Source organism: Mesorhizobium sp. WSM4884 (assembly GCF_029625675.1).
GTDB lineage: Bacteria > Pseudomonadota > Alphaproteobacteria > Rhizobiales > Rhizobiaceae > Mesorhizobium.
Window position 1 is genome coordinate 295,548 of the sequence record NZ_JARTVO010000008.1, and the last position, 22,001, is coordinate 317,548.

Sequence of the window (22,001 nt, forward strand, 5' to 3'; positions counted from 1 at the left end):
GACGCTGGCGCGACGGCGCCCCCCTCTGTCCTGCCGGACATCTCCCCACTTGGGGGGAGATCGAACGTCGCCGCAGCCTTCGCCAATCGCCAGCGTCGCAGGATCGAGCGGGGCGCCAAAGCTGCCAATCTCCTTCCTTGTGGGGGAGATGTCCGGCAGGGCAGAGGGGGGCGCGAAGGATCACGACAGATCTCACCCTTGCGCCGTTGTGTTCCTCGCCGGCGCTAACCCTGGTTCCACCGCCGGATCACCGGCTCGGTCAGATCGTGCTCGTAGCCGAGAATGCTGAGACTTGCCGTGTCAAGCACGAAATGGGCGCCGCCCTCAGGCAGCAGGCCGACCCAGCGCGCCGCAAGCACGCGCAGGAAATGTGAGCTGGAGAAGATGAGCACGTTGCCGGTAACGGTGCGAGCCTCGGCGATGATCGCGTCGGCCCTGGCGCCGACATCGGCGGCGGTCTCGCCGCCTGGGCAGCCGTCGCGAAACAGCTGCCAGCCGGAGCGTCCGATAAGGATCTGCTCGGTCGTCATGCCTTCATAGGCGCCGTAATCCCACTCCTGCAGGTCGGCCTTCTTCTCGGCACGCTCGCCGAAGCCGGCGAGCCGGCAGGTGTCGAAGGCGCGTTGCGACGGGCTCGACCAGACCACCTGGAAGGTCTGGTCCTTGAGACGATGGGCGACACCGCGTGCGGCCTCTTCGCCCTTCGCGGTCAGCGGAATGTCGGTGCGGCCGGTGTGCCTGCCAGACGCGCTCCATTCCGTCTCGCCATGGCGGACAAGGTAGATCTCGGGAAACGCGCTGCTCATCCGCCGCCTCGCGGTTCAATCTTATGCCGGCGGCACCGGCCCGCGCCACCCTATGCGGCGGATGGCAAAAAGAACAGGCCGCGGCGAGAGCCACGGCCCATCCAAGCGTGGGAGGATGCCTTGGCCGATCAGGCTGGCTGGAGACCGCCCGACAACGCGAGGTCTGCTTCTTCCGGCAGCTGGCCGGCCATGGCGGCGGCGAACTGCTTCTGGTCGAGCTCGCCTTCCCAGCGCGCCACGACGATGGTCGCTACCGCGTTGCCGACGAAGTTGGTGAGCGCGCGGCATTCGGACATGAAGCGGTCGACGCCGAGGATCAGCGCCATGCCGGCGACCGGCACCGAAGGCACGACCGACAGCGTGGCGGCCAAGGTGATGAACCCGGCGCCGGTGATGCCAGCGGCGCCCTTGGAGCTCAGCATGGCGACCAAGAGCAGCAGGATCTGATCGCCGAAAGTGAGCGGCGTGTCGGTCGCCTGGGCGATGAAGAGTGCGGCCAGCGTCATGTAGATGTTGGTGCCGTCGAGGTTGAAGGAATAGCCGGTCGGGATGACAAGACCGACCACCGAGCGGTTGCAGCCAGCGCGCTCCATCTTGGCCATCAGGCCGGGCAGCGCCGCCTCCGACGACGAGGTGCCGAGCACCAGGAGCAGCTCTTCCTTGATGTAGCGGATCAGCGCCAGGATGGAGAAGCCGTTCCACCATGCGACCGCACCCAGCACGACCAACACGAAGAGCAGCGAGGTCAGATAGAAGGTGCCGATCAGCATGGCGAGATTGGCGATCGTGCCGATGCCGTATTTGCCGACGGTGAAGGCCATGGCGCCGAAGGCGCCGATGGGCGCCGCCTTCATCAGGATGGCGACAAGGCGGAAGATCGGCGCGGTCAGCGCCTGCAGGAAATCGACGACCGGGCGGCCGCGTTCGCCGACGAGGGCCAGCGCCACGCCGAACAGCACCGAGAAGAACAGCACCTGCAGGATGTCGCCTTGCGCGAAGGCGCCGGTGATGGTGTCGGGGATGATGTTCATCAGGAAGCCGACGATCGTCGTGTCATGCGCCTTCTCGGTGAAGGTCGAGACCTTCGAGGCGTCGAGCGTCGCCGGATTGATATGCATGCCGGCGCCGGGCTGGACGACATTTGAAACGACCAGGCCGACGATCAGCGCCAGCGTCGAGAAGACGAGGAAGTAGATCATCGCCTTGCCGGCGACGCGGCCGACCTTGTGCAGGTCGGAGACGCCGGCGATGCCGGTCGCGACCGTGAGGAAGATCACCGGCGCGATCACCATCTTGACCAGCTTGATGAAGGCGTCGCCGAGCGGTTTCAGCGAGGCGCCGATGTCGGGATAGAAATGGCCGAGCAGGATGCCGGCGGCGATCGCCGCCAGGACCTGCACATAGAGATGCCGGTAGAAGGGAACCTTGCCGCGCGGCTCGGCGGCAGCGATAGCTGTCTGCATCGTATCCTCCGTTCAGCCCCGATCGAAACGCTCGACCTCCCTGGGGCAGTTGACCTCCACAGCCTCACGGCTGCTGCGGACACAGCTGCAACAGGCGTGCCAAATTCCGTTTCGACGCGCCCGATATTGATTCTGTTCACCTTTTTCGACCGAACGACTCTCAATTCCGAGAACCTCGTGCGGCTATCCGCATAGATTGAATTGTGCTTTGTGCGAAATCATGCACAAATGCGGCATGCTGCAACGCCCCGCCGCCGTCGCCTCGACGCCCGAACTGCTCGCAAGGCGGGCGCGGCGCGCCTGGCTTCTGTTTGCGGCGGTGGCGCTTCTCATCGCGCTGGCGGCGCTCTATGGCGCGGGCCTCTACGGACGCTCGACCGAGATCGAGACTTTGGCCGCGCAAGGGCGAACCGATGCCAATCTCAAGGTCGCGCTGCTGCGCGCGGTGCTTGAAAATCCGCGTGCCTTGCCGCTGCTTCTGTCCGAAGACCAGCAGGTGCATGACGCGCTCACCGAGCGCAGCCCGGCCTCGATCGATGTGCTCAACCGCAAACTCGAAGGGCTGGTGTCCGGCACCAAGGCCTCGGTGCTCTATGTCACCGGCACGGACGGGCTGGCGATCGCTTCCAGCAACTGGCGCGAGCCGGTGAGCTTCGTCGGCAACGACTACGGTTTTCGTGCTTATTTCTCTGGCGCGATGCAATCCGGAACCGCCGAATATTTCGCGCTAGGCAATACCAGCAAGCGCCCGGGTCTCTATATTTCGCGCCGGGTCGGAAGCGCCGCTGCGCCGCTCGGCGTCGTCGTGGTCAAGATGGAGTTCGGCCAGCTCGAGGCCGACTGGCACGAGGCAAGCCGCCCCGCCTATGTCAGCGACGAGCACGGCGTGGTGCTGATCACCAGCGTGCCCTCCTGGCGCTTCATGACGACGGCGCCGCTCGGCCAGCCGGCGCTGGCCGATATCCGCGCCAGCCAACAGTTCGGCGAGGCGCCGCTGGTGCCCTTGCCTATCACGAGGCCGCAACCGCTCAGCGCCGATGTCGCGCTGGTCCACGCCATCACGCCTGGCGGCAGCGACGCGGAGTATCTGCGGCTGTCCACGGCTGTGCCCTCGACGCCGTGGCGGCTCGACTATCTCGTTCCGGCGGAGGCGCCCGTCGCCTCGGCCCAGCGCGAAATGCGATTGCTTGCGCTCGGCGTCCTCGTCCCGCTCCTCGCCTTGGGCGCCTATCTGCTGTGGCGCCGGCAATCCGCCCAGATGCGGATCGCCGCGGAACAGGCGGCACGCGCCGAGCTCGAGCGCCGCGTCATAGAGCGCACGCAGGACCTCAGCCTCGCGCGCGACCGGCTGCAGGCCGAGATCGCCGATCATCGCAGCACCGAAGCGAAGCTCCAGGTCATGCAGCAGGAGTTGGTGCAGGCCAACCGGCTTGCGACCCTTGGCCAGGTTGCCGCGGGCGTCGCGCATGAGATCAACCAGCCGGTGGCGACGATCCGCGCCTATGCCGACAATGCGCGTGTCTTCCTTGAGCGCAAGCAGACGGCGCCGGCGGAAGAGAATCTCGGCGCGATCGCCGCGCTGACCGAGCGCATCGGAACCATCACCGAGGAGCTGAAAGCCTTCGCCCGCAAAGGCCGCACGGCGGCCGAGCCGGTCGAACTGCGCAGCGTCATCGAGGGCGCGGTCGTGCTGCTCAGGAGCCGTTTTGCCGGGCGGCTGGACGCGCTGGCGATCACGCTGCCACCGCGGACGCTGAAAGTAATGGGCAATCGGCTGCGGCTGGAGCAGGTGTTGATCAACCTGTTCCAGAACGCCCTGGAAGCGCTCGAAGGCCGCGACGACGCGCGGGTTGAAGTGTCCGCTTCAGAAACGTCCGGCGAGGTGGCGCTGGTGGTGTCGGACAACGGGCCGGGCATCCCGACGACGATCCTGAAGTCGCTGTTCACGCCCTTCAACACCTCGAAGGAAAAGGGGATTGGCCTCGGCCTCGTCATCTCCAAGGATATCGTCGCCGACTATGGCGGACGCATCGAGGTGGCGAGCAGCGGCAGCGGCACCCGCTTCACTATCCATCTCTCGAAGGCTGGCCCGACATGACAGACGGCAATCCGGTCATCCTGATCGATGACGACCGCGATCTCCTGAAGGCGACGAAGCAGACGCTGGAACTCGCCGGTTTTGCCGTCTCGGCCTTCTCCTCGGCAAGCGAGGCACTTGCCGGCCTCGATACCGGCTTTGCCGGCGTCGTGGTGTCCGACATCCGCATGCCCGAAATGGATGGCCTGCAGCTCTTCGACAGAGTGGTCGACCTCGATCCGGACATCCCTGTCATCCTGGTCACGGGCCATGGCGACATCGCCATGGCGGTCAAGGCGATCAAGGATGGCGCCTATGATTTCATCACCAAGCCTTTCGCCGCCGACCGGCTGGCACAGAGCGTGTGGCGCGCGGCGGAAAAGCGCCGCCTGGTGATGGAAAACCGCGCCTTGCGCGAGGCGGCCGAGCAGGCGCAGGAGGGATTGCCGCTGATCGGCCAGACGCCGGCGATGGAGCGGCTGCGCCGCACGCTGAGGCAGATCGCCGACACCGATGTCGACGTGCTTGTGACCGGCGAGACCGGCTCCGGCAAGGAGGTGGTGGCGAACCTGCTGCACCGCTGGAGCCGCCGCGCCAAGGGCAATTTCGTCGCACTCAATTGCGGCACGCTGCCGGAGACGGTGATCGAAAGCGAATTGTTCGGCCACGAGGCGGGCGCCTTTACCGGCGCCCAGAAGAAGCGCGTCGGCCGCATCGAGCATTCGAGCGGCGGCACGTTGTTTCTCGACGAGATCGAGAGCATGCCGCCTTCGACGCAGGTGCAGATGCTGCGCGTGCTGGAAATGCGCGAGGTGACGCCGCTCGGCACCAACGAGGTCCGGCCGGTCGACTTGCGCGTCGTTGCCGCGGCCAAGGTCGATCTCGGCGATCCAGGCCAGCGCGGCGCTTTCCGCGAGGACCTCTACTATCGGCTCAATGTCGTGACGCTCTCGATCCCGCCACTGCGTGAGCGCCGGGACGACGTGCCGCTTTTGTTCGGCTATTTCGCGGAGCGCGCCGCGACCCGCTTTCACCGCCCGGTGCCCGCGGCGCCGGCTGCCGTCCAGCATCATCTTAAGGAACATGATTGGCCGGGCAATGTCCGCGAGCTCGCCCATTTCGCCGAGCGCTTCGTGCTCGGATTGGAGGAGATCGAGGGCAGCCCTTCCGCTCAGCCGAGCGATTCGGACGCCGCCATGCCCTTGCCGGAACGGCTCGAACGCTACGAGGCCGAGATCATCCGCGAGACACTTGGTCGCAACGACGGCGACGTCCGGCGCACGATCGAGGCGCTCGGCATCCCGCGCAAGACCTTCTACGACAAGCTGCAGCGGCACGGCATCGTGCGCAGCGATTTTTCCAGACAGATCAAGCTTGTGGAACCCGATCGAACCCCAGACCGTTGAGCCTGTCCAGGAAACCGTGGCACGTTGGCACCAGCCGTACGGCGAACGCATGACCCCGATGGCGTTGCCGGTTGCCATTGGCAAGCGTTGATGGTTTGTTGCCGCTCAGCGGAGAACGAATGATGCGCGAATCCCTCGGTCAAGACGAATACGGCTCGGCCAGCCCCTTCGATCCGGACGATCTGCCGAATCTCAACGCCATGGGGCCGGCGATGGGCAGCGGCAACGATTTCGAGAAATACGCCGTTGCCGTCATCATCGTGTTCGGCGCGCTGATCATCGGCGGGCTGATGGCCGCCTCCATGACCTTCGGCCACCGCAACGGCTTCCTGTTCGCGCTCGGCGGCGCCACTTCGGCCTGGATTTCGGGCAATGCGCTGCTGCTCGACCGGCCGCGCATCTATGCGCTGTTCGTCGGCATCGCCGCCGTGCTGCTGATCGCCTCGACCATCACGCTTGTCGCGTAATCCTATCCGAGCATGATCTTTTCCAAAAACCGGTTCTCACTTTTTGGGATCATGCTCTAATAGCCCAGCGCCTCGCCGGAAGCGGCGCGGCTGTCGATGGCGCCGTTGTAGCGGGCGCCGCCGCCCTTCTCGATTTCGCCCAAGCTCTTGCCGCCAACCAATATGCCGGCCGCCTGCCCCCATGTCTGGTCGCTGAGATCGAGATGGTAACCCATGCCGGCCAGCAGCCTTTCGGTGTCGGGCGAAAGCCCGAAAGGCTCGACATAGACGGTGTCGGGCAGCCATTGATGGTGGATGCGCGGCGCATCGATCGCCTCCTGGATGTTCATGCCGTGATCGATGACGTTGACGATCGCCTCCAGCGTGATGGTGATGATGCGCGAGCCGCCCGGGCTGCCTATGACCATGAACGGCTTGCCGTCCTTGGTCACGATCGTCGGGCTCATCGAGGATAAAGGCGTCTTCTTCGGCTGGATGGCGTTGGCCTCGCCCTGGACCAGGCCGTAGAGGTTGGGCACGCCGGGCTTCTGGGTGAAATCGTCCATCTCGTTGTTGAGCAGGATTCCGGTTCCGTCGGCGACCACGCCGGCGCCGAAGGAGCCGTTGAGCGTATAGGTGACCGCGACCGCGTTGCCGTCCTTGTCGATGATCGAATAGTGAGTGGTCTCCTTCGACTCGCCGAACCCCTTCGGCATCAGGTCCTTCGACACGCCGGCGCGGAACGGGTCGATCTTTTCGCGGATTTCCTTGGCATAGCCCTTGTCGAGCAGCTTCGAGACCGGATTGTCGACGAAATCCGGATCGCCGAGCGCCGAATTGCGGTCGACATAGGCGTGGCGCATGGCTTCGACCATGACATGGACCGTCTCGGCCGAGCCGGCGCCGAGATAGGACAGCGGATAACCCTCGAGCACATTGAGGATCTCGCAGATGATGACGCCGCCCGAACTCGGCGGCGGCGAGGAGATGATCTCGTAACCGCGATAGGAACAGGTCGCCGGCTTCAGCTCGCGCACGGCATATTGCTCGAAATCGCCCTTGGCGAGGATACCGCCCTTGGCGCCGCTCGCCTTGACGATCGCATCGGCAATCGCTCCCTTGTAGAAGGCGTCAGGCCCCTTTTCCGAGATCGCCGAAAGCGAGGCGGCGAGATCCGGCTGCGTGAGCCGCTCGCCAATCCCGTAGGGCTTGCCGTCGGGCTTGAGGAAGATGGCGGCCGCCGCCGGGTCCTTGGCCAAGCGCGCGGCGCTGCCGGCAAGGGAAGCAGCGTCGCCCTGGTTGAGGACGAAGCCGTCCTTGGCGTAGGCGATGGCCGGCGCCATCAGATCCTGCCTGGACAAGGTTCCGTATTTCCCGCGCGCCATCTCGAAGCCCGCGACCGAGCCCGGCACGCCGACCGCGAGATAGCCATCGAGGCTGGCGCCCTTGATCGGCTTGCCGTCCTTGTCGAGATACATGGTCCTGGTGGCGGCAAGCGGCGCGCGCTCGCGGAAGTCGATGAAGGTCGAGCGGCCGTCCTTCAACCGGATGGTCATGAAGCCGCCGCCGCCGATATTGCCGGCGTTGGGATAGACGACGGCCAGCGCATAGCCGACCGCGACAGCGGCATCGACCGCGTTGCCGCCTCTCTTCAACACCTCGACGCCGACCTCGGTGGCGAGATGCTGGGCGGTGACCACCATGCCGTGCTCGCCCTTGGCCGGGGCAGGCGACGCGGCGAAGAGCGCCGCCGATGGCAGGAAAGCAAAGGTGAGCGAAAGGCTGACGGCGATCAGCGTCCGGCGAGTGAGATGCATGGCGGGCTCCAGGGCGTGAGGACGCCTAGGAAAGCCCCTCAACGAGAACGTGTCCACCGCCATTAGCGGTGGCGCCTATCAAATCAAATGTCAGGCGTCAGACGATGCCACCACCGCCGCTGGCGACGGCCGGCCGCTCCGCCGCGACCTTCGCCCGGTAGCCGGCCTCGCGGTAGGCGGAGACCGGATCGATGGCGCCGCCGGTCCTGAGCCGCGCCATGGCGAGGATCGGCTCGACATCGGTGCGGTAGGCCGCCTTCAACGTCTGCGTCGCCATCAGCGCGTCGTTCGCTTCCTGAAAACCTTCCAGGGCCTTGCGGTCGACCAACAGCGCCTGCGCATAGGCGCGCTGCACCTCGACCGCCGACAGCATCAGGCTTTCGATCGGATCGGTGACGTTGTGACTCTGGTCGAGCATATGCGCGGGATTGAATTCTTTCGCGCCGGAGAGCTCGGCATCGACCAATTCGTTGAAGACCAGGAACAACCGATAGGGATCGATCGAGCCGGCGTCGAGGTCGTCGTCGCCATATTTGGAATCGTTGAAGTGGAAGCCGCCGAGCTTGCCGAACTGGATCAGCCGCGACACGATCATCTCGATGTTGACGTTAGGCGCGTGGTGGCCGAGATCGACCAGGCAGAAGGCCTTGTCGCCGAGCTCCTTGGCGATGATGTAGTTGGTGCCCCAGTCCTGCACGACCGTCGAATAGAAGGCCGGCTCGTACATCTTGTGCTCGGTGAACAGCCGCCAGTCGTCCGGCAGACCGGCATAGATCTCCCGCATGGCGTCGAGATAGCGCTCGAAGGCTTTTGCGAAATTGACCTGACCAGGGAAATTCGAGCCGTCGCCGATCCACACCGTCAGCGCCTTCGAGCCGAGCGTCCTGCCGATCTCGATGCATTCGAGGTTGTGCTCTACTGCCTGGCGGCGCGTGCCGGCATCGGCATGCGAGAGCGAGCCGAACTTGTAGGAGAGCTTCTGGTCCTTGGCGTCGGAGAAGGTATTGGAGTTCATGGCGTCGAAGCCGAGGCCGAAGCGGGAGGCGGCCTGCTTCAGCCGGTTCGGATCGGCCTTGTCCCACGGAATGTGCAGCGAGACGGTGGGCGTCGCCTGCGTCAGCTGGCGGATGACGGCGCAGTCCTCGATCTTGTCGAAGATGTCGCGCGGCTCGCCGGCGCCGGGAAAGCGGGCAAAGCGCGTGCCGCCGGTGCCGACACCCCAGGACGGAATCGCAACGCCGAATTTCTCGACCTTATCGCGGATGGCGTCGATGGCGATGCCGCGCCGGTCGAAACGCTCGCCTAGCGAAGCGTAGTCGCGCTCGAGGTCGGATTTGCGGGCGGCGTTGTGCCTGGCGACAAGGTCGGCGGAGATAATGGTTTCGGACAAGGCTATTCCTCCCAAGAATGCGTTCGGCCGGCGCTGCCCCTCATCCGCCTGCCGGTACCTTCTCCCCGTGAACGGGGAGAAGGGAAGCGCCCCAATTTAGCGCGTAAAGCTCTGCGCGTTGCCGGCGTCGACATTGATGATGTTGCCGGTCGATTTGGCCGACATGTCGGAGGCGAAGAAATAGATCGCTTCGGCAATGTCTTCCGGGAACACCGAGCGCTTGAGCATGGAGCGCGAGCGGTAATGCTCCTCGAGGTCGTCAGTCGACATCTTGTAGGCGGCGGCGCGCTGCTCCTTCCATTCGCCGCTCCAGATCTTGGAGCCGCGCAGCACGGCGTCCGGATTGACGACGTTGACCCTGATCTGCGCTTCCGCCCCTTCCAGCGCGAGGCAGCGCGCCAGATGAATCTCGGCCGCCTTGGCGGTGCAGTAAGCGGCCGCGTTGGGCGACGCAGCCAAGCCGTTCTTGGATGCGACGAAGACGACATTGCCGCCGATCTTCTGGGCGCGGAAGAGCCGGAAGGCCTCGCGGGAAACCAGGAAATAGCCGGTCGACAGGATGTCCATGTTCCGGTTCCACAGCGCGAGTGTCGTTTCCTCGATGGGCGCCGAGGACGCCAGGCCCGCATTGGAGACCAGCATGTCGATGCCGCCGAACTCGACCGCAGTTTCGGCGAAGCCGGCACTCACCTGGTCCTCGGACGTGACGTCGATGCGCACCGGACGGACGAAGTCTTTGCCGTAGGCCTTCGACAGCTCTTCGTGGGCGCCGGCGAGCGCGGCCTCATCGATATCGGCCAGCACCACGCAGGCGCCTTCGCGCAGCAGCCGGTTGGCGGTGGCGCGGCCGATGCCGCCGGCGCCGCCGGTGACCAGCGCGATCTGCCCGGCCAGCGCCTTCGGCTTCGGCAGGCGCTGGAGCTTGGCTTCCTCAAGCTGCCAGTATTCGATGTCGAACGCTTCTTGCGCCGGCAGGCCGACATAGGACGAGACCGTCGAGGCGCCGCGCATGACGTTGATGGCGTTGACGTAGAATTCGCCGGAGATACGCGCCGTCGCCTTGTCGCCGGCGAAGGTGAACATGCCGACGCCGGGCATGAGATAGACGACGGCATTGGGATCGCGAATGGCGGGCGAGTCCGCATGCTTGCAGCTGTCATAGTAGGCCTGGTAGCCGACGCGATAGGCGGCAATGTCGTCGGCGAGGCGCGCGATGACGGCATCGACATCCGGCTTTGCCGGATCGAACTCGATCACCAGCGGGCGGATCTTGGTGCGCAGGAAATGGTCGGGGCAAGACGTGCCGAGCGCAGCCAGCGGCCGCAGATCCTTAGAATTGACGAATTCGAGCACCGCCGGCTGATCGTCGAAATGGCCGAGCTTGTGGCTCTTTTCCGAGATCAGGCCGCGGATCCTCGGCATCAGCTTCGCGGCGATGGCGCGGCGCGCCGGCGCGTCGAGCGACTTCACCAACTCACCGCCGAAGATCGCCTTGCCTTGCGACTGGCGCTCGAACCAGTCGATCGCCTGGTTGATCACGGAGATCGTCGTCTCGTAGCACTCCTTCGGCGTGTCACCCCAGGTGAACAGTCCGTGGCTTTCCAGAACCACGCCTTTGGCATCCGGGTTTTCGAGACAGAATTTCTCCAGCCAGAGGCCGAGCTCGAAACCAGGCCGCTTCCACGGCAGCCAGCCGATGACATCGCCGAAGATCTCCTTCGTGATCGCCTTCGAATTCTTGGCGGCGGCAATGGCGATGATAGCGTCGGGATGCATGTGGTCGACATGAGGCTTCGGCACGTAAGCGTGCAGCGGCGTGTCGATCGAGGCCGCGCGCGGATTGAGGTTGAAGGTGCAGTGGGGCAGATAGCCCACCATCTCGTCCTCATGCTCGACGCCGCGGTAGAGCCCCTTAATGGTGCGCAGCTTGTCCATGTAGAGGGTGGCGAAACCGTCCAGCTTGATCGAGGCGCTGTCGCCGCCAGAGCCCTTGACCCACAGAACCTCGACCTCCTCGCCGGTCAGCGGGTCCTTCTGCCAGACCTTGGACGAGGTGTTGCCGCCGCCGTAGTTGGTGACGCGCTTGTCGGAGCCGAGCGTGTTCGAGCGATAGACCAGAAGCTCGGGACCGCTCATCCCTTCGGCTCTTGCATCATCCCACAGATTGGCGAGGCGCGAGCCGGAGCGCTTGTCGAGCATAGGTAACCTCCCTTTGGAGCACGAACGGCGCGCTCCTCTTTTCGTCGGGAATGTCTACGCAAGCGGGCTAGTTGTCAATCATAAACGATCAATATCGATCATATTGCGCTGCACAATGAAAATATGTGATCGGAAATGATTGACACTGCTCGTTTTGAGTGCCTAGATGCCTGGGCAGGGAGGAACCATGCACGAAAAAGAGCGCCATAGGATCATTCTGTCCGCCGTCCAGGAAAAGCCTGTGGTGACGGTGCAGGAGATGGTCGAGCTGACGGACTCCTCCGAGGCGACGATCCGCCGCGACATCGCGGCCCTGCATGTGCAAAAGCGGCTGCGCCGGGTGCGCGGCGGCGCCGAGGCGATCTCGCCGCCGCAGTTCATCGGCCTGGCCGGCCGACCCTTCTCGGTCAACGAGACACTGAACGCCGCACAGAAGCGGGCGATCGCGCGGGAAGCGGTGAACCTGTGCAAGGACGGCGAGCCGATCATCATCAATGGCGGCACCACCACTTTCCAGATGGTGCATTTCCTGACCGGACGCCGCATGCCGATCTTCACCAACTCCTTCCCGATCGCCGAGCATCTGCTCAAGCACTCGAAGAACACGGTGATGCTGTCGGGCGGCACGATCTACCGCGAGCAGAACATCATCCTGTCGCCTTTCGACAACGACGTGACGCGCAATTTCTACGCGCGCCGCATGTTCATGGGCGCGCAGGGGCTCGGACCGCTCGGGCTGATGGAAGGCGACCCACTGCTGATCCAGGCCGAGCAGAAGCTGATCGACCAGGCCGACGAGCTGGTGGTGCTGGTCGACTCCTCGAAGTTCCGCAAGCGCTCCAGCCTGATCCTGTGCGGGCTGTCGCGCATCGCGACCGTGATCACCGACGACGGCATCGAGGACCGAGAAGCCAAGATGCTGGAGACAGCAGGCGTGGCGCTGATCGTCGCCAGCAAACAATCAAGCGACAAGGAAGAATCTTCACTGCAGGCCTGAGGGAAAGTCACGCCCGCAGCGGCGATGGAATGCAACGCTCAAGGGAGGATATTCGATGAGCTTTTTGAAGAAACTGCTGGTAACGGCGGCCTTTTCCGCCGCCATGTTCGTGAATGCCGCCTATGCCGAGAACGTCAAGATCGCGCTGGTGGTGAAGTCGCTCGGCAATGGCTTCTTCGACGCCGCCAACAAGGGCGCCGAGGAAGCGGCCAAGGAACTTGGCGATGTCACCGTCATCTATACCGGCCCGACCAAGGCGACGGCGGAAGCGCAGATCGAGGTGATCAACTCGCTGATCGCTCAGAAGGTTAACGCGATCGCCGTCTCGGCCAATGATGCCGACGCGCTGGTGCCGGTGCTGAAGAAGGCGATGGATCGCGGCATCACCGTGATCTCGTGGGACTCCGGCGTGGCCAAGGAAGGCCGCCAGCTTCACCTCAACCCGTCCGACACCAACCTGATCGGCGAAACCATCATCAAGCTCGCCGCCGACTATCTGCCGGAAGGCGGCGACGTCGCCATCCTGTCGGCCTCCTCGACCGCGACCAACCAGAACTCCTGGATCGAAGCGGCCAAGAAGGTGCTGCCGGAGAAGTTCCCGAAGATCAAGCTGGTCGCCACCGTCTACGGCGACGACGATTCGGCCAAGAGCACCGACGAGGCCAAGGGCCTGTTGAAATCCTATCCGAACCTCAAGGCGATCATCGCGCCGACCACGGTGGGTGTCGTTGCGGCTGCGCAGGTAGTGACCGACGAAGGCCTGATCGGCAAGGTCAACGTCACCGGCCTCGCGCTGCCGTCGGAGTTCAAGAAGTTTATCGACAACGGCGCATCCCAAGCGGTTGCGCTGTGGAACCCGATCGACCTCGGCTACTCGGCGATCTATCTCGCTCATGACCTGGCGGTGAAGAAGGAAGAGGCCAAGCCCGGCGCCACGCTGTCGATCGGCCGCGTCGGCAAGGTGACGCTCGACGACACCAACTCGGCTGCGATGGCCCCGCCCTTCCAGTTCGACAAGACCAACATCGAGAAGTTCTCCAAGATCTATTGATCCTGGTCGACTTAATGCTCACGCGGCGGGACAATTGTCCCGCCGCAACATCAAGCGGACCTTCTCTCAGGGCCTGATACGGATATGGACACGACAGCCCAACGCAAAATGGAGACGGCGCGGCCTGGGCCGTCAAGCTCGACCCCAAGCGCCAGCCCGCGTCTGACTCTTTCGGGTATCTCCAAAAGCTTCCCCGGCGTTCGCGCCCTGCACAATGTCAGCCTTTCGCTCTATCCGGGTCAGGTGACCGCGCTGATCGGCGAGAACGGCGCCGGCAAGTCGACGCTGGTCAAGATCATGACCGGCATCTACCAGCCCGATAGCGGCGAAATCAGCATAGACGGCCAAGTGACGACGCTGCCCAGCGCGCATGCCGCCTTCGGTCACGGCATCACCGCCATCCATCAGGAGACGGTGCTGTTCGACGACCTGTCGGTCGCCGAGAACATCTTCCTCGGCCATGCGCCGCGCACCCGCTTCGGCACCATCGACTGGCGCACCATGCGCAGAAACGCGCGCGAGGTGCTGGAGACGATGCGCGCCGGCCACATCGATGCCGACGCGCGGCTGAAGGATCTCGGCATCGCCAACAAGCACCTCGTAGCCGTTGCTCGCGCGATGTCGATCGACGCGCGCATCGTCATCATGGACGAGCCGACAGCGGCACTGTCGATGAAGGAGATCGAGGAGCTTTTCCTCTTGATCGAATTCCTGAAGAGCGACGGCAAGGCGGTGCTCTTCATCAGCCACAAGTTCGACGAGATCTACCGCATCGCCGACCGCTACACCGTCTTCCGCGACGGCGAGATGGTCGGCGAAGGCCTGCTCAAGAATGCCGGCCAGAACGAGATCGTGCGCATGATGGTCGGCCGCAACGTCGACCACATTTTTCCGCAGCGCGAATCGAAGATCGGCGCGCCGGTGCTTGCAGTCTCCGGCCTGTCGCATCCGACCGAGTTCGACGACATCGGCTTCGAATTGCGCAAGGGTGAGATCCTCGGCTTCTACGGCCTGGTCGGCGCCGGACGCAGCGAGGTGATGCAGGCGATTGCCGGCATTACCCGCACGAGCCGAGGTACCATTTCGCTCGACGGCCAGTCCATCGCGCCGAAATCGGCTGCGGATTCGATCGGAGCCGGCATCGTCTACGTGCCGGAAGAGCGGGGCAAGCAGGGCGTGGTGATCGGCCTGCCGATCTTCCAGAACGTGTCGCTGCCTTCGCTCAAGCGCACTTCGAAATCCGGGGTGCTGAGGCTGGCGGAAGAATTCTCCCTTGCCCGCTCCTACACCGAGCGACTGGATCTGCGCGCCTCATCGCTCAGCCAGGATGTCGGCACGCTGTCCGGCGGCAACCAGCAGAAGGTGGTCATCGCCAAATGGTTGGCGACGACGCCGAAGGTGATCATCCTCGACGAGCCGACCAAGGGCATCGACATCGGCTCGAAGGCCGCCGTGCACGGCTTCATGGCAGAGCTTGTCGCGCAGGGACTATCGGTGATCATGGTGTCGTCGGAGCTGCCCGAGATCCTCGGCATGTCGGATCGTGTCGTGGTGATGCGCGAAGGCCGCATCGCCGCGACCTACGACAATAAGGGGCTCGACGCCGAGACGCTGGTTCGGACGGCGGCGGGGATCGCGGCATGAAGAATTTTCTCAAATATCGCGAGATCTGGCTGCTCGCCGGCATCGTGCTGCTGATCGGCGTGATTTCCACGCGCTTCCCCGGTTTCGCCGACCCCGCCAATCTGCGCCAGGTGTTCAACGATACCTCGATCCTGATGATCCTGGCGCTCGGCCAGATGGTGGTGATCCTGACGCGCTCGATCGATCTGTCGATGGCATCCAACCTCTGCTTCACCGGCATGGTGGTGGCGATGCTGAACGCCGCGCATCCGGCGATCCCGATCCCGGTGCTGATCGTCATTGCTTTGGCCGTCGGGCTGATGCTCGGCGCGATCAACGGCTTCCTGGTGTGGCGATTGAACATCCCCTCGATCGTAGTCACGCTCGGCACGCTCACCATCTATCGCGGCGCGACCTTCGTCGTTTCCGGCGGCGCCTGGGTCAATGCCGACCAGATGAGCCCCGACTTCATCAATTTCCAGCGCGCCGCCTTCCTCGGCCTGCCGGTGCTGTCCTGGATCGCGATCGCCGTCATTGCTCTGTTCTTCCTGGTGATGACGCGTACGGCGCTCGGCCGCTCGATCCATGCCATCGGCGTCAACCCGACCGCGTCGGTCTATGCGGGCATCGATGTCGGCCGCACCAAATTCATCGTCTTCTGCATTTCCGGCATGATCGGCGGGCTTGCCGGCTATCTCTGGATCTCACGTTACGTAATCGCCTCGGTCGAGGTCGCCAACGGCTATGAGCTCAACATCATCGCCGCCTGCGTCATCGGCGGCATCTCCATCGCCGGCGGCATCGGCTCGGTCGGCGGCGCGGTGCTCGGCGCGCTGTTCCTCGGCATCATCTCCAACGCGCTGCCGGTCATCAACATCTCGCCCTTCTGGCAGATGGCGATCTCGGGCAGCGCCATCATCCTGGCCGTGGTGCTCAACGCCCGCGGCGAGCGCCGGCAGGGCCGCATTATCCTGAAAAAGGCGGGAGCGGCATGACCGACACCCCTCACCCGCGCCATATTCCCGACCGGCTCGACAAGCCGCTCTCTTCCGCGATCTTTTCCTGGGAAGCGCTGCTCGTCGTCATCGCGGTTCTCATCTTCGCGGTCAACAGCCTCGCCTCGCCCTATTTCCTCGACCCGTGGTCGCTGTCGGACCTAACCTTCAACTTTACCGAAAAGGGCCTGATCGCGCTCGCCATGGCGCTGTTGATCATCTCCGGCGAGATCGACCTTTCGGTCGCGGCGATCGTGGCGCTCGCCTCGACGATGATGGGCATGGCCGTACAGGCCGGTGCCGGCACGCCGGTGCTGGTCGCGATCGGCATCGTTGTCGGGCTCGGTTGCGGCGCCTTCAACGGGCTGCTCGTCACCAGGCTCGGCCTGCCCTCGATCGTCGTCACCATCGGCACGATGAGCCTGTTCCGCGGCATCGCCTTCATCATCCTCGGCGACCAGGCCTATAAAGGCTATCCTGCAAGCTTTGCCTTCTTCGGCCAGGGCTATGTCTGGTGGGTTTTCTCGTTCGAGCTGGCGCTGTTCCTTTTGGCGGCGCTGATCTACTGGTTCGTGCTGCATCGCACGAGTTTTGGGCGAAAGGTCTTCGCCATCGGCAACAATCCGGTCGCCTGCCAGTTCTCTGGCGTGCGCGTCGGCCGCATCAAGTTCATCCTGTTCTGCCTGACCGGGCTGATGTCGGGCATCGCCGCGGTGCTGATCACCTCGCGGCTCGGCTCGACAAGGCCCTCGATCGCGCAGGGCTATGAGCTGGAAGCGATCACCATGGTGGTGCTTGGGGGTGTGTCGATCCTCGGTGGCGCCGGCAGCATCCTCGGCGTCGTGCTCGCCGCCTTCATCATGGGGCTGGTGACCTTCGGCCTCGGCCTGCTCAACGTGCCGGGCATCGTCATGTCGATCTTCATCGGCCTGCTTTTGATCATCGTCATCGCATTGCCGATCGTCTGGCGGCGGCTGCGCGAAGGACACTTCGCCTGATAGAAAAATATGCCTTCAAGATGAAGCTCAATCCCGGCATGAAGGCAGAGTACAGGCGCCGCCATGACGAGATCTGGTCGTCGCTGGTGGTGCTGCTGAAAGAGGCCGGCATTTCCGACTATTCGATCCATCTCGACGAGGAGACCAACATCCTGTTCGGGGTGCTGTGGCGCCGCGACGACCACAGTATGGCGGATTTGCCGAAGCATCCTGTGATGCAGCGCTGGTGGGAGCATATGGCCGACGTCATGGAGACAAAGGCCGACAACGAGCCGGTGGCCGTGCCGCTGGAAACAATGTTCCATATGGCATGAGCGCGCCTCGTACCATTGCCGTCATCGATATCGGCAAGACCAACGCCAAGGTGGCGCTGGTCGACCTTGAGAGCATGACCGAGACGGCGCTTCGCCGCACGGCCAATGCCGTCATCGCGGACGTCCCCTACCCGCATCACGATGTCGAGCGCCTCTGGACTTTCATCCTGGACAGCCTAGCGGACATCAACCGCGAGCAGCGCATCGATGCCGTCTCGATCACCACCCATGGCGCGACGGCGGTGCTGGTCGATGCCGAAGGCGGGCTTGCGCTACCGGTGATCGACTATGAATTTGCCGGCATCGACGAACTGACGCAGGACTATGACGCCGTCCGGCCGCCGTTTGCCGAGACCGGCACGCCGCGCCTGCCGGCCGGACTGAACATCGGCGCCCAGCTATTCTTTCAGCAGAAGCGCTTTCCGGCCGAATTCGCCAAGGTGACCGCGATCCTAATGTACCCGCAATATTGGGCGCTGCGACTGACCGGCGTCTCGGCCAATGAAGTGACCTCACTCGGCTGCCATACCGACCTGTGGAACCCGTGGCGGGCCGACTACTCGTCGATGGTCGACAGAATGGACTGGCGCCGGCTGATGGCGCCGGTGCGGGCGGCGAAGGATCGATTGGGACCGATCCTGCCGCTGATCGCGCAACGGACCGGGCTCGACCCGCAAACGCCGGTGTGCTGCGGCGTGCATGATTCCAACGCATCGCTGCTGCCGCATCTGTTATCCGATCGGCCGCCCTTCACCGTCGTCTCGACCGGAACCTGGGTGGTGTCGATGGCGGTCGGTGGCCGGAAGGTCGAGCTCGACCCGGCGCGCGACACGCTGGTCAACGTCAACGCGCTCGGCGACCCCGTGCCGTCGGCGCGCTTCATGGGCGGACGCGAGTTCTCGCGGCTCACCGATGGCCAGCCGGTCGACTGGACAGAGGACGACGTCAGCGCCGTGCTGACGCGACAGGTTTTGCTGCTGCCTTCCACCCAGCAAGGTTCCGGACCGTTCCCGCATCGGATCGCGCAGTGGCGCAATGGAGAGAATTCGAGCTCCGGCCAGCGCTTCGCCGCCATCTCGTTCTATCTGGCGCTGATGACCGCGAGCTGCCTCGAGCTGATCGGCGGCGACGGGCCGACGACGGTCGAGGGACCGTTCGCGCAGAACCGGCTTTTCATCCGCATGCTGGCGGCGGCGACAGGCAGGCCGGTCGTTGCGTCGGAAACATCGACCGGGACCAGCATCGGCGCGGCGCTGCTGGCGTCGGATGACGCTATCGTGATGAGCAAGGGCCAGCGAACCGACCCGCCGGCCGAGCGTGTCTGGAACGGCTATGTGCATGCCTGGCAGGAGGCCGTCAGGATGTGATCGGCGCCGTGATGCTCGCCATTGCCTGCGAGGGCGGCACTGCCCCTCACCTGCCTGCCGGCATCTCTCCCCGTATAGTGACGGGAAGAGGGAAGCTGTCGTCGACGATTTCGCCAATTGTCGCCGAGGTTTCTCAGCCCGCGGTGCCGTAGAGCAGGCCCTGCGGATCGATCTCCGGCTTGCGGCCGGCGACAAGATCGGACAGGAATTTTCCCGAGCCGCAGGCCATGGTCCAGCCGAGATGGCCGTGGCCGGTATCGAGATAGAGGTTGCGGTATTTCGCCTGACCGAAGATAGGAACCGAATTCGGCATCATCGGCCTTAAGCCGGCCCACAACAAAGCCTTCTTCTCGTCGAAGGCGCCCGGGAACAGGTCCTTGCCGGTGTCCAGGATGGTTCTGAAATCGCGCGGCTTGAACGAACGGTCGAAGCCGGTGAATTCCGCCGTCGAGGACATCCGCAAGCGATTGCCCAGCCTCGAATAGCCGATCAGCCGGTCCTCGTCCGCGCCGCCCATGGTCGGCCCTTTGCTCTCGTCGTCCAGCGGAATGGTCGCGGTATAGCCTTTCACCGGATAGACCGGCAGGTCGATACCGTAGCGGCGGCCGATGAGGCCGCTTTCCGGCCCCATGGAGATGATTATGGCGTCGCCCGTGACCGGACCGGCGGAGGTCATGACAGCGCGCACCCGGTCGCCCTCGATATCGAGACCTTCGACCGTCGTGCCGAACATGAATTTGACGCCGAGCTCTTCGGCCGCATAGGCGGCGAGCTTGTCGACGAACTGCTTGGAATCGCCGGTCTGGTCGATCGGGGAATAGACCCCGCCGGCGATCTTGTCCTTCACGCTGGCGAGGCCAGGCTCCAGCTCGACCAGCCGGTCGCGGCCGACAATCTCGATCGGCAGGCCATGCTCGCCGAGGTATCGGTAGTTGTCGGTGCCGGTGTCCAGGCTTTTCTGCGACCGAAAGAAGTAGAGGATGCCTTTCTTGCGCTCGTCGTAACGGATGCCGGTCGCGTCCGAGAGGGCATTGATGCACTGGCGCGAATAGAGCGCGAGCCGGAGCTTGACGTTGGTGTTGGCGCGCAGCCGCGCAACCGTGCATTCGCGCAGGAAGCGCAGGCTCCAGGCATAGAAATAAGGATCGAGGCGCAGCCTGACCTTGATGCCGAGATCATGGTTCCAGAGCCCGCGCAGGAAGGTCTTCAGCGCCGCGGGCGAGGCCCAGGCGGTGGCATCGCCCGGCGAAACCAGGCCGGCATTGGACTGGCTGGTGCCGCGCGCCGCCGCCTCATGGCGCTCGATCACCGTCACCTCATGACCGTCTTTAGCCAGATAGTAGGCAGCCGCCGTGCCCACGACGCCGGCTCCGAGCACCAGGACCTTCATACCGCCCCTCGAGGATCATGCCAGCGGTGCATATCGGCGCACCGCCCTGAAGGAGCCTCAATACCGCGTATGAAGGCGCTCTGCGAGCCCTTGGCCCAACAGCTTGCCGTGGCTAGAGCATTTCACCGTTTCACGGAAACGGCGAACCGCTCTATCTGTTTGTTTTGACGCAATTCCGGACGGAAAACCGCTACGCACTTTTCCTGGAATTGCTCTAGCTCCGCGCCGAGTTCTTGCCGGTCAAAATACGCTCCCAGGCCAGCGCATCCCTGACGATCTGGTCGAGATCGTCGCGCTGCGGCGTCCAGCCGAATTCCTTGCGGGCAAGGTCGGAATTGGCGACCACCGCGGCGGCGTCACCCGGGCGTCGATCACCCATGCGGACATCGAAATCATGGCCGAAGGCGCGGCGCACGCTTTCGATCACTTCGAGAACCGAATAGCCGTGGCTGTAGCCGCAATTGGCGACGAGGCTCTCTCCGCCCTCGCGCAGCCGCTGCAGCGCCAGCCGGTGCGCCGCCGCCAGATCGCTGACATGGATGTAGTCGCGGATGCAGGTGCCGTCCGGCGTCGGGTAGTCCTTGCCGAAGACCTGCATGAAGGGCCGCTTGCCTAGCGCGGTTTCGCAGGCGACCTTGATCAGATGCGTGGCGCCGGGCGTCGACTGTCCAGTGCGGCCCTTGGGATCGGCGCCGGCGACGTTGAAATAGCGCAGCGCCGTGTAGCGGATGTCATGCGCGATCGCCGCATCGCGCAGCATCCATTCGCTCATCAGCTTGGAAAGCCCGTAGGGCGATTCCGGCGCCAGCCGCGCATCCTCACGCACCGGCTCCAGCCCGGCGCCGCCATAGACGGCAGCGGTGGAGGAAAAGATGAAATGCGGTACGCCCTCACGCACTGCAGTTTCGATCAGGGTGCGGGTCTTGCAGGTGTTGTTCTCGTAATAGCCGAGCGGATCCGCGACCGATTCCGGCACCACGATCGAGCCGGCGAAGTGGATGATGGCGTCGACCTTGTTTTCGCGGATGATCTGCCCGACCAGTTCGCGATCGGCGACGTCGCCGACAACCAACTTCGCCTCGGGCGCCACCGCCCATTCGAAGCCGGTGGAGAGCCGGTCGAGCACGACGACGCTCTCGCCGGCGTCCAAAAGCTCCCAAACCATGTGGCTGCCGATATAACCGGCACCGCCCGTCACCAAAACCGTCATCTGATACCTCGCTGATCAAGATTTATCGGAAACTGTCTCAACAGCCGCCGTGCTGGAAACCCCGCCACAAGCCCGTTAAAGCGCGTCGAAATGGATACAGTCGACGCGCTTTACGTTTTGTTTCGACGCATGTCGTTCCCCAAGGCCGCTGTGCACTTTTGGGCGATATGCATTAGCCTCCCTGAATGTTAAGTCCGTAACAGTTCCTCCCGTCCGAGGCATCGTACTGAAACAAAACTGCATCAAACAGTCGGGAATAGGCCACGATCCCACATCGTTAGGAACAGGCCCGGGGCGTGGCATTTTGACCGGTTGGGTCCGGTGGACGTGGTATGGGGCAGTGACTATGATCCGCCGCAAAATTGGGAAGCCGACATGAATTACCAGCGGTTCTTCGAAGATGCGATCGAGCAGCTCCATGCGGAGCGGCGCTACCGCGTCTTCGCCGACCT

The 22,001-nt window shown here is 64.0% G+C and carries 17 protein-coding genes; 10 read left to right on the forward strand and 7 right to left on the reverse strand.

The annotated features are described in order from the left end of the window. Nucleotides 1-224 precede the first annotated feature (224 nt). Together P9236_RS15865 and P9236_RS15870 are read right to left on the reverse strand one after the other, a co-directional pair. Complete coding sequence (locus P9236_RS15865; RefSeq protein WP_278075567.1) at nt 225-806, reverse strand: histidine phosphatase family protein; 582 nt, start codon at nt 804-806, stop codon at nt 225-227. A 128-nt stretch (nt 807-934) separates the two neighbouring features. After that, a complete protein-coding gene (locus tag P9236_RS15870) occupies nt 935-2,269 on the reverse strand; it encodes a dicarboxylate/amino acid:cation symporter (RefSeq protein ID WP_278075568.1) in 1,335 nt (444 codons plus the stop codon). A gap of 235 nt (nt 2,270-2,504) precedes the next feature. Here P9236_RS15870 and P9236_RS15875 point away from each other — a divergent pair, with 235 nt between their 5' ends. From P9236_RS15875 to P9236_RS15885, 3 genes are all read left to right on the forward strand, one after another. Next, nucleotides 2,505-4,367 (forward strand): ATP-binding protein, encoded by a 1,863-nt coding sequence (locus tag P9236_RS15875; protein WP_278075569.1) that lies wholly within the window; start codon nt 2,505-2,507, stop codon nt 4,365-4,367. After that, nucleotides 4,364-5,752, forward strand: coding sequence for a sigma-54 dependent transcriptional regulator (locus P9236_RS15880; protein ID WP_278075570.1), 1,389 nt, complete (start codon nt 4,364-4,366; stop codon nt 5,750-5,752). Before P9236_RS15875 ends, P9236_RS15880 begins: the two co-directional genes overlap by 4 nt. Before the next feature lie 119 nt (nt 5,753-5,871). Beyond that, on the forward strand, nt 5,872-6,219 hold the full coding sequence (locus tag P9236_RS15885; RefSeq protein WP_278075571.1) for a hypothetical protein: 348 nt from the start codon (nt 5,872-5,874) through the stop codon (nt 6,217-6,219). A gap of 56 nt (nt 6,220-6,275) precedes the next feature. Here P9236_RS15885 and ggt read toward each other — a convergent pair whose 3' ends face one another. The 3 genes from ggt to P9236_RS15900 all read right to left on the reverse strand — a co-directional run bounded on the left by ggt (nt 6,276) and on the right by P9236_RS15900 (nt 11,604). Next, a complete protein-coding gene (ggt, locus tag P9236_RS15890) occupies nt 6,276-8,015 on the reverse strand; it encodes a gamma-glutamyltransferase (RefSeq protein WP_278075572.1) in 1,740 nt (579 codons plus the stop codon). A 97-nt stretch (nt 8,016-8,112) separates the two neighbouring features. Beyond that, the gene (gene rhaI / locus P9236_RS15895) at nt 8,113-9,405 is read right to left on the reverse strand and encodes an L-rhamnose catabolism isomerase (protein WP_278075573.1); all 1,293 of its coding nucleotides are present in this window, start codon (nt 9,403-9,405) and stop codon (nt 8,113-8,115) included. 96 nt (nt 9,406-9,501) lie between these two features. Next, on the reverse strand, nt 9,502-11,604 hold the full coding sequence (locus P9236_RS15900; RefSeq protein ID WP_278075574.1) for a bifunctional rhamnulose-1-phosphate aldolase/short-chain dehydrogenase: 2,103 nt from the start codon (nt 11,602-11,604) through the stop codon (nt 9,502-9,504). A gap of 187 nt (nt 11,605-11,791) precedes the next feature. Between P9236_RS15900 and P9236_RS15905 the strand changes: the two genes are divergently transcribed. From P9236_RS15905 to P9236_RS15935, 7 genes are all read left to right on the forward strand, one after another. Next, entirely contained in the window at nt 11,792-12,601 is an 810-nt protein-coding gene (locus P9236_RS15905) for a DeoR/GlpR family DNA-binding transcription regulator (protein ID WP_278075575.1), read from the forward strand. 55 nt (nt 12,602-12,656) lie between these two features. Continuing rightward, nucleotides 12,657-13,652: a rhamnose ABC transporter substrate-binding protein gene (gene rhaS / locus P9236_RS15910; RefSeq protein WP_278075576.1), complete on the forward strand. Its 996-nt coding sequence runs from the start codon at nt 12,657-12,659 to the stop codon at nt 13,650-13,652. A gap of 84 nt (nt 13,653-13,736) precedes the next feature. Beyond that, nucleotides 13,737-15,296, forward strand: coding sequence for a sugar ABC transporter ATP-binding protein (locus P9236_RS15915; RefSeq protein ID WP_278075577.1), 1,560 nt, complete (start codon nt 13,737-13,739; stop codon nt 15,294-15,296). Next, nucleotides 15,293-16,270 carry an ABC transporter permease gene (locus P9236_RS15920; protein ID WP_278075578.1) on the forward strand — a complete coding sequence of 326 codons (978 nt, stop codon included), beginning with the start codon at nt 15,293-15,295 and terminating at the stop codon, nt 16,268-16,270. The genes P9236_RS15915 and P9236_RS15920 overlap by 4 nt, the downstream gene beginning before the upstream one ends. Then, a complete protein-coding gene (locus P9236_RS15925; protein ID WP_278075579.1) occupies nt 16,267-17,268 on the forward strand; it encodes an ABC transporter permease in 1,002 nt (333 codons plus the stop codon). The genes P9236_RS15920 and P9236_RS15925 overlap by 4 nt, the downstream gene beginning before the upstream one ends. Continuing rightward, nucleotides 17,268-17,582, forward strand: coding sequence for an L-rhamnose mutarotase (gene rhaM / locus P9236_RS15930; protein ID WP_278075596.1), 315 nt, complete (start codon nt 17,268-17,270; stop codon nt 17,580-17,582). Before P9236_RS15925 ends, rhaM begins: the two co-directional genes overlap by 1 nt. Then, nucleotides 17,579-18,949 (forward strand): FGGY-family carbohydrate kinase, encoded by a 1,371-nt coding sequence (locus P9236_RS15935; protein WP_278075580.1) that lies wholly within the window; start codon nt 17,579-17,581, stop codon nt 18,947-18,949. Before rhaM ends, P9236_RS15935 begins: the two co-directional genes overlap by 4 nt. Nucleotides 18,950-19,082: 133 nt before the next feature. Here the strand turns inward: P9236_RS15935 and P9236_RS15940 are convergent, their stop codons facing one another. Both P9236_RS15940 and galE read right to left on the reverse strand, forming a co-directional pair. Next, nucleotides 19,083-20,339, reverse strand: a complete 1,257-nt coding sequence (locus tag P9236_RS15940; protein ID WP_278075581.1) for a D-amino acid dehydrogenase — start codon at nt 20,337-20,339, stop codon at nt 19,083-19,085. A gap of 214 nt (nt 20,340-20,553) precedes the next feature. Further along, the gene (galE, locus tag P9236_RS15945; RefSeq protein ID WP_278075582.1) at nt 20,554-21,549 is read right to left on the reverse strand and encodes a UDP-glucose 4-epimerase GalE; all 996 of its coding nucleotides are present in this window, start codon (nt 21,547-21,549) and stop codon (nt 20,554-20,556) included. Nucleotides 21,550-22,001 lie beyond the last annotated feature (452 nt).

What these genes read in the sequence shown, in the direction of transcription:
- ggt (WP_278075572.1), bottom strand. Translation starts at nt 8,015, where the DNA reads ATGCATCTCACTCGCCGGACGCTGATCGCCGTCAGCCTTTCGCTCACC.
- P9236_RS15880 (WP_278075570.1), top strand. Translation starts at nt 4,364, where the DNA reads ATGACAGACGGCAATCCGGTCATCCTGATCGATGACGACCGCGATCTC.
- P9236_RS15885 (WP_278075571.1), top strand. Translation starts at nt 5,872, where the DNA reads ATGATGCGCGAATCCCTCGGTCAAGACGAATACGGCTCGGCCAGCCCC.
- P9236_RS15905 (WP_278075575.1), top strand. Translation starts at nt 11,792, where the DNA reads ATGCACGAAAAAGAGCGCCATAGGATCATTCTGTCCGCCGTCCAGGAA.
- P9236_RS15865 (WP_278075567.1), bottom strand. Translation starts at nt 806, where the DNA reads ATGAGCAGCGCGTTTCCCGAGATCTACCTTGTCCGCCATGGCGAGACG.
- P9236_RS15935 (WP_278075580.1), top strand. Translation starts at nt 17,579, where the DNA reads ATGAGCGCGCCTCGTACCATTGCCGTCATCGATATCGGCAAGACCAAC.
- P9236_RS15940 (WP_278075581.1), bottom strand. Translation starts at nt 20,339, where the DNA reads ATGAAGGTCCTGGTGCTCGGAGCCGGCGTCGTGGGCACGGCGGCTGCC.
- P9236_RS15925 (WP_278075579.1), top strand. Translation starts at nt 16,267, where the DNA reads ATGACCGACACCCCTCACCCGCGCCATATTCCCGACCGGCTCGACAAG.
- P9236_RS15870 (WP_278075568.1), bottom strand. Translation starts at nt 2,269, where the DNA reads ATGCAGACAGCTATCGCTGCCGCCGAGCCGCGCGGCAAGGTTCCCTTC.
- galE (WP_278075582.1), bottom strand. Translation starts at nt 21,549, where the DNA reads ATGACGGTTTTGGTGACGGGCGGTGCCGGTTATATCGGCAGCCACATG.
- P9236_RS15915 (WP_278075577.1), top strand. Translation starts at nt 13,737, where the DNA reads ATGGACACGACAGCCCAACGCAAAATGGAGACGGCGCGGCCTGGGCCG.
- P9236_RS15920 (WP_278075578.1), top strand. Translation starts at nt 15,293, where the DNA reads ATGAAGAATTTTCTCAAATATCGCGAGATCTGGCTGCTCGCCGGCATC.
- P9236_RS15875 (WP_278075569.1), top strand. Translation starts at nt 2,505, where the DNA reads ATGCTGCAACGCCCCGCCGCCGTCGCCTCGACGCCCGAACTGCTCGCA.
- P9236_RS15900 (WP_278075574.1), bottom strand. Translation starts at nt 11,604, where the DNA reads ATGCTCGACAAGCGCTCCGGCTCGCGCCTCGCCAATCTGTGGGATGAT.
- rhaS (WP_278075576.1), top strand. Translation starts at nt 12,657, where the DNA reads ATGAGCTTTTTGAAGAAACTGCTGGTAACGGCGGCCTTTTCCGCCGCC.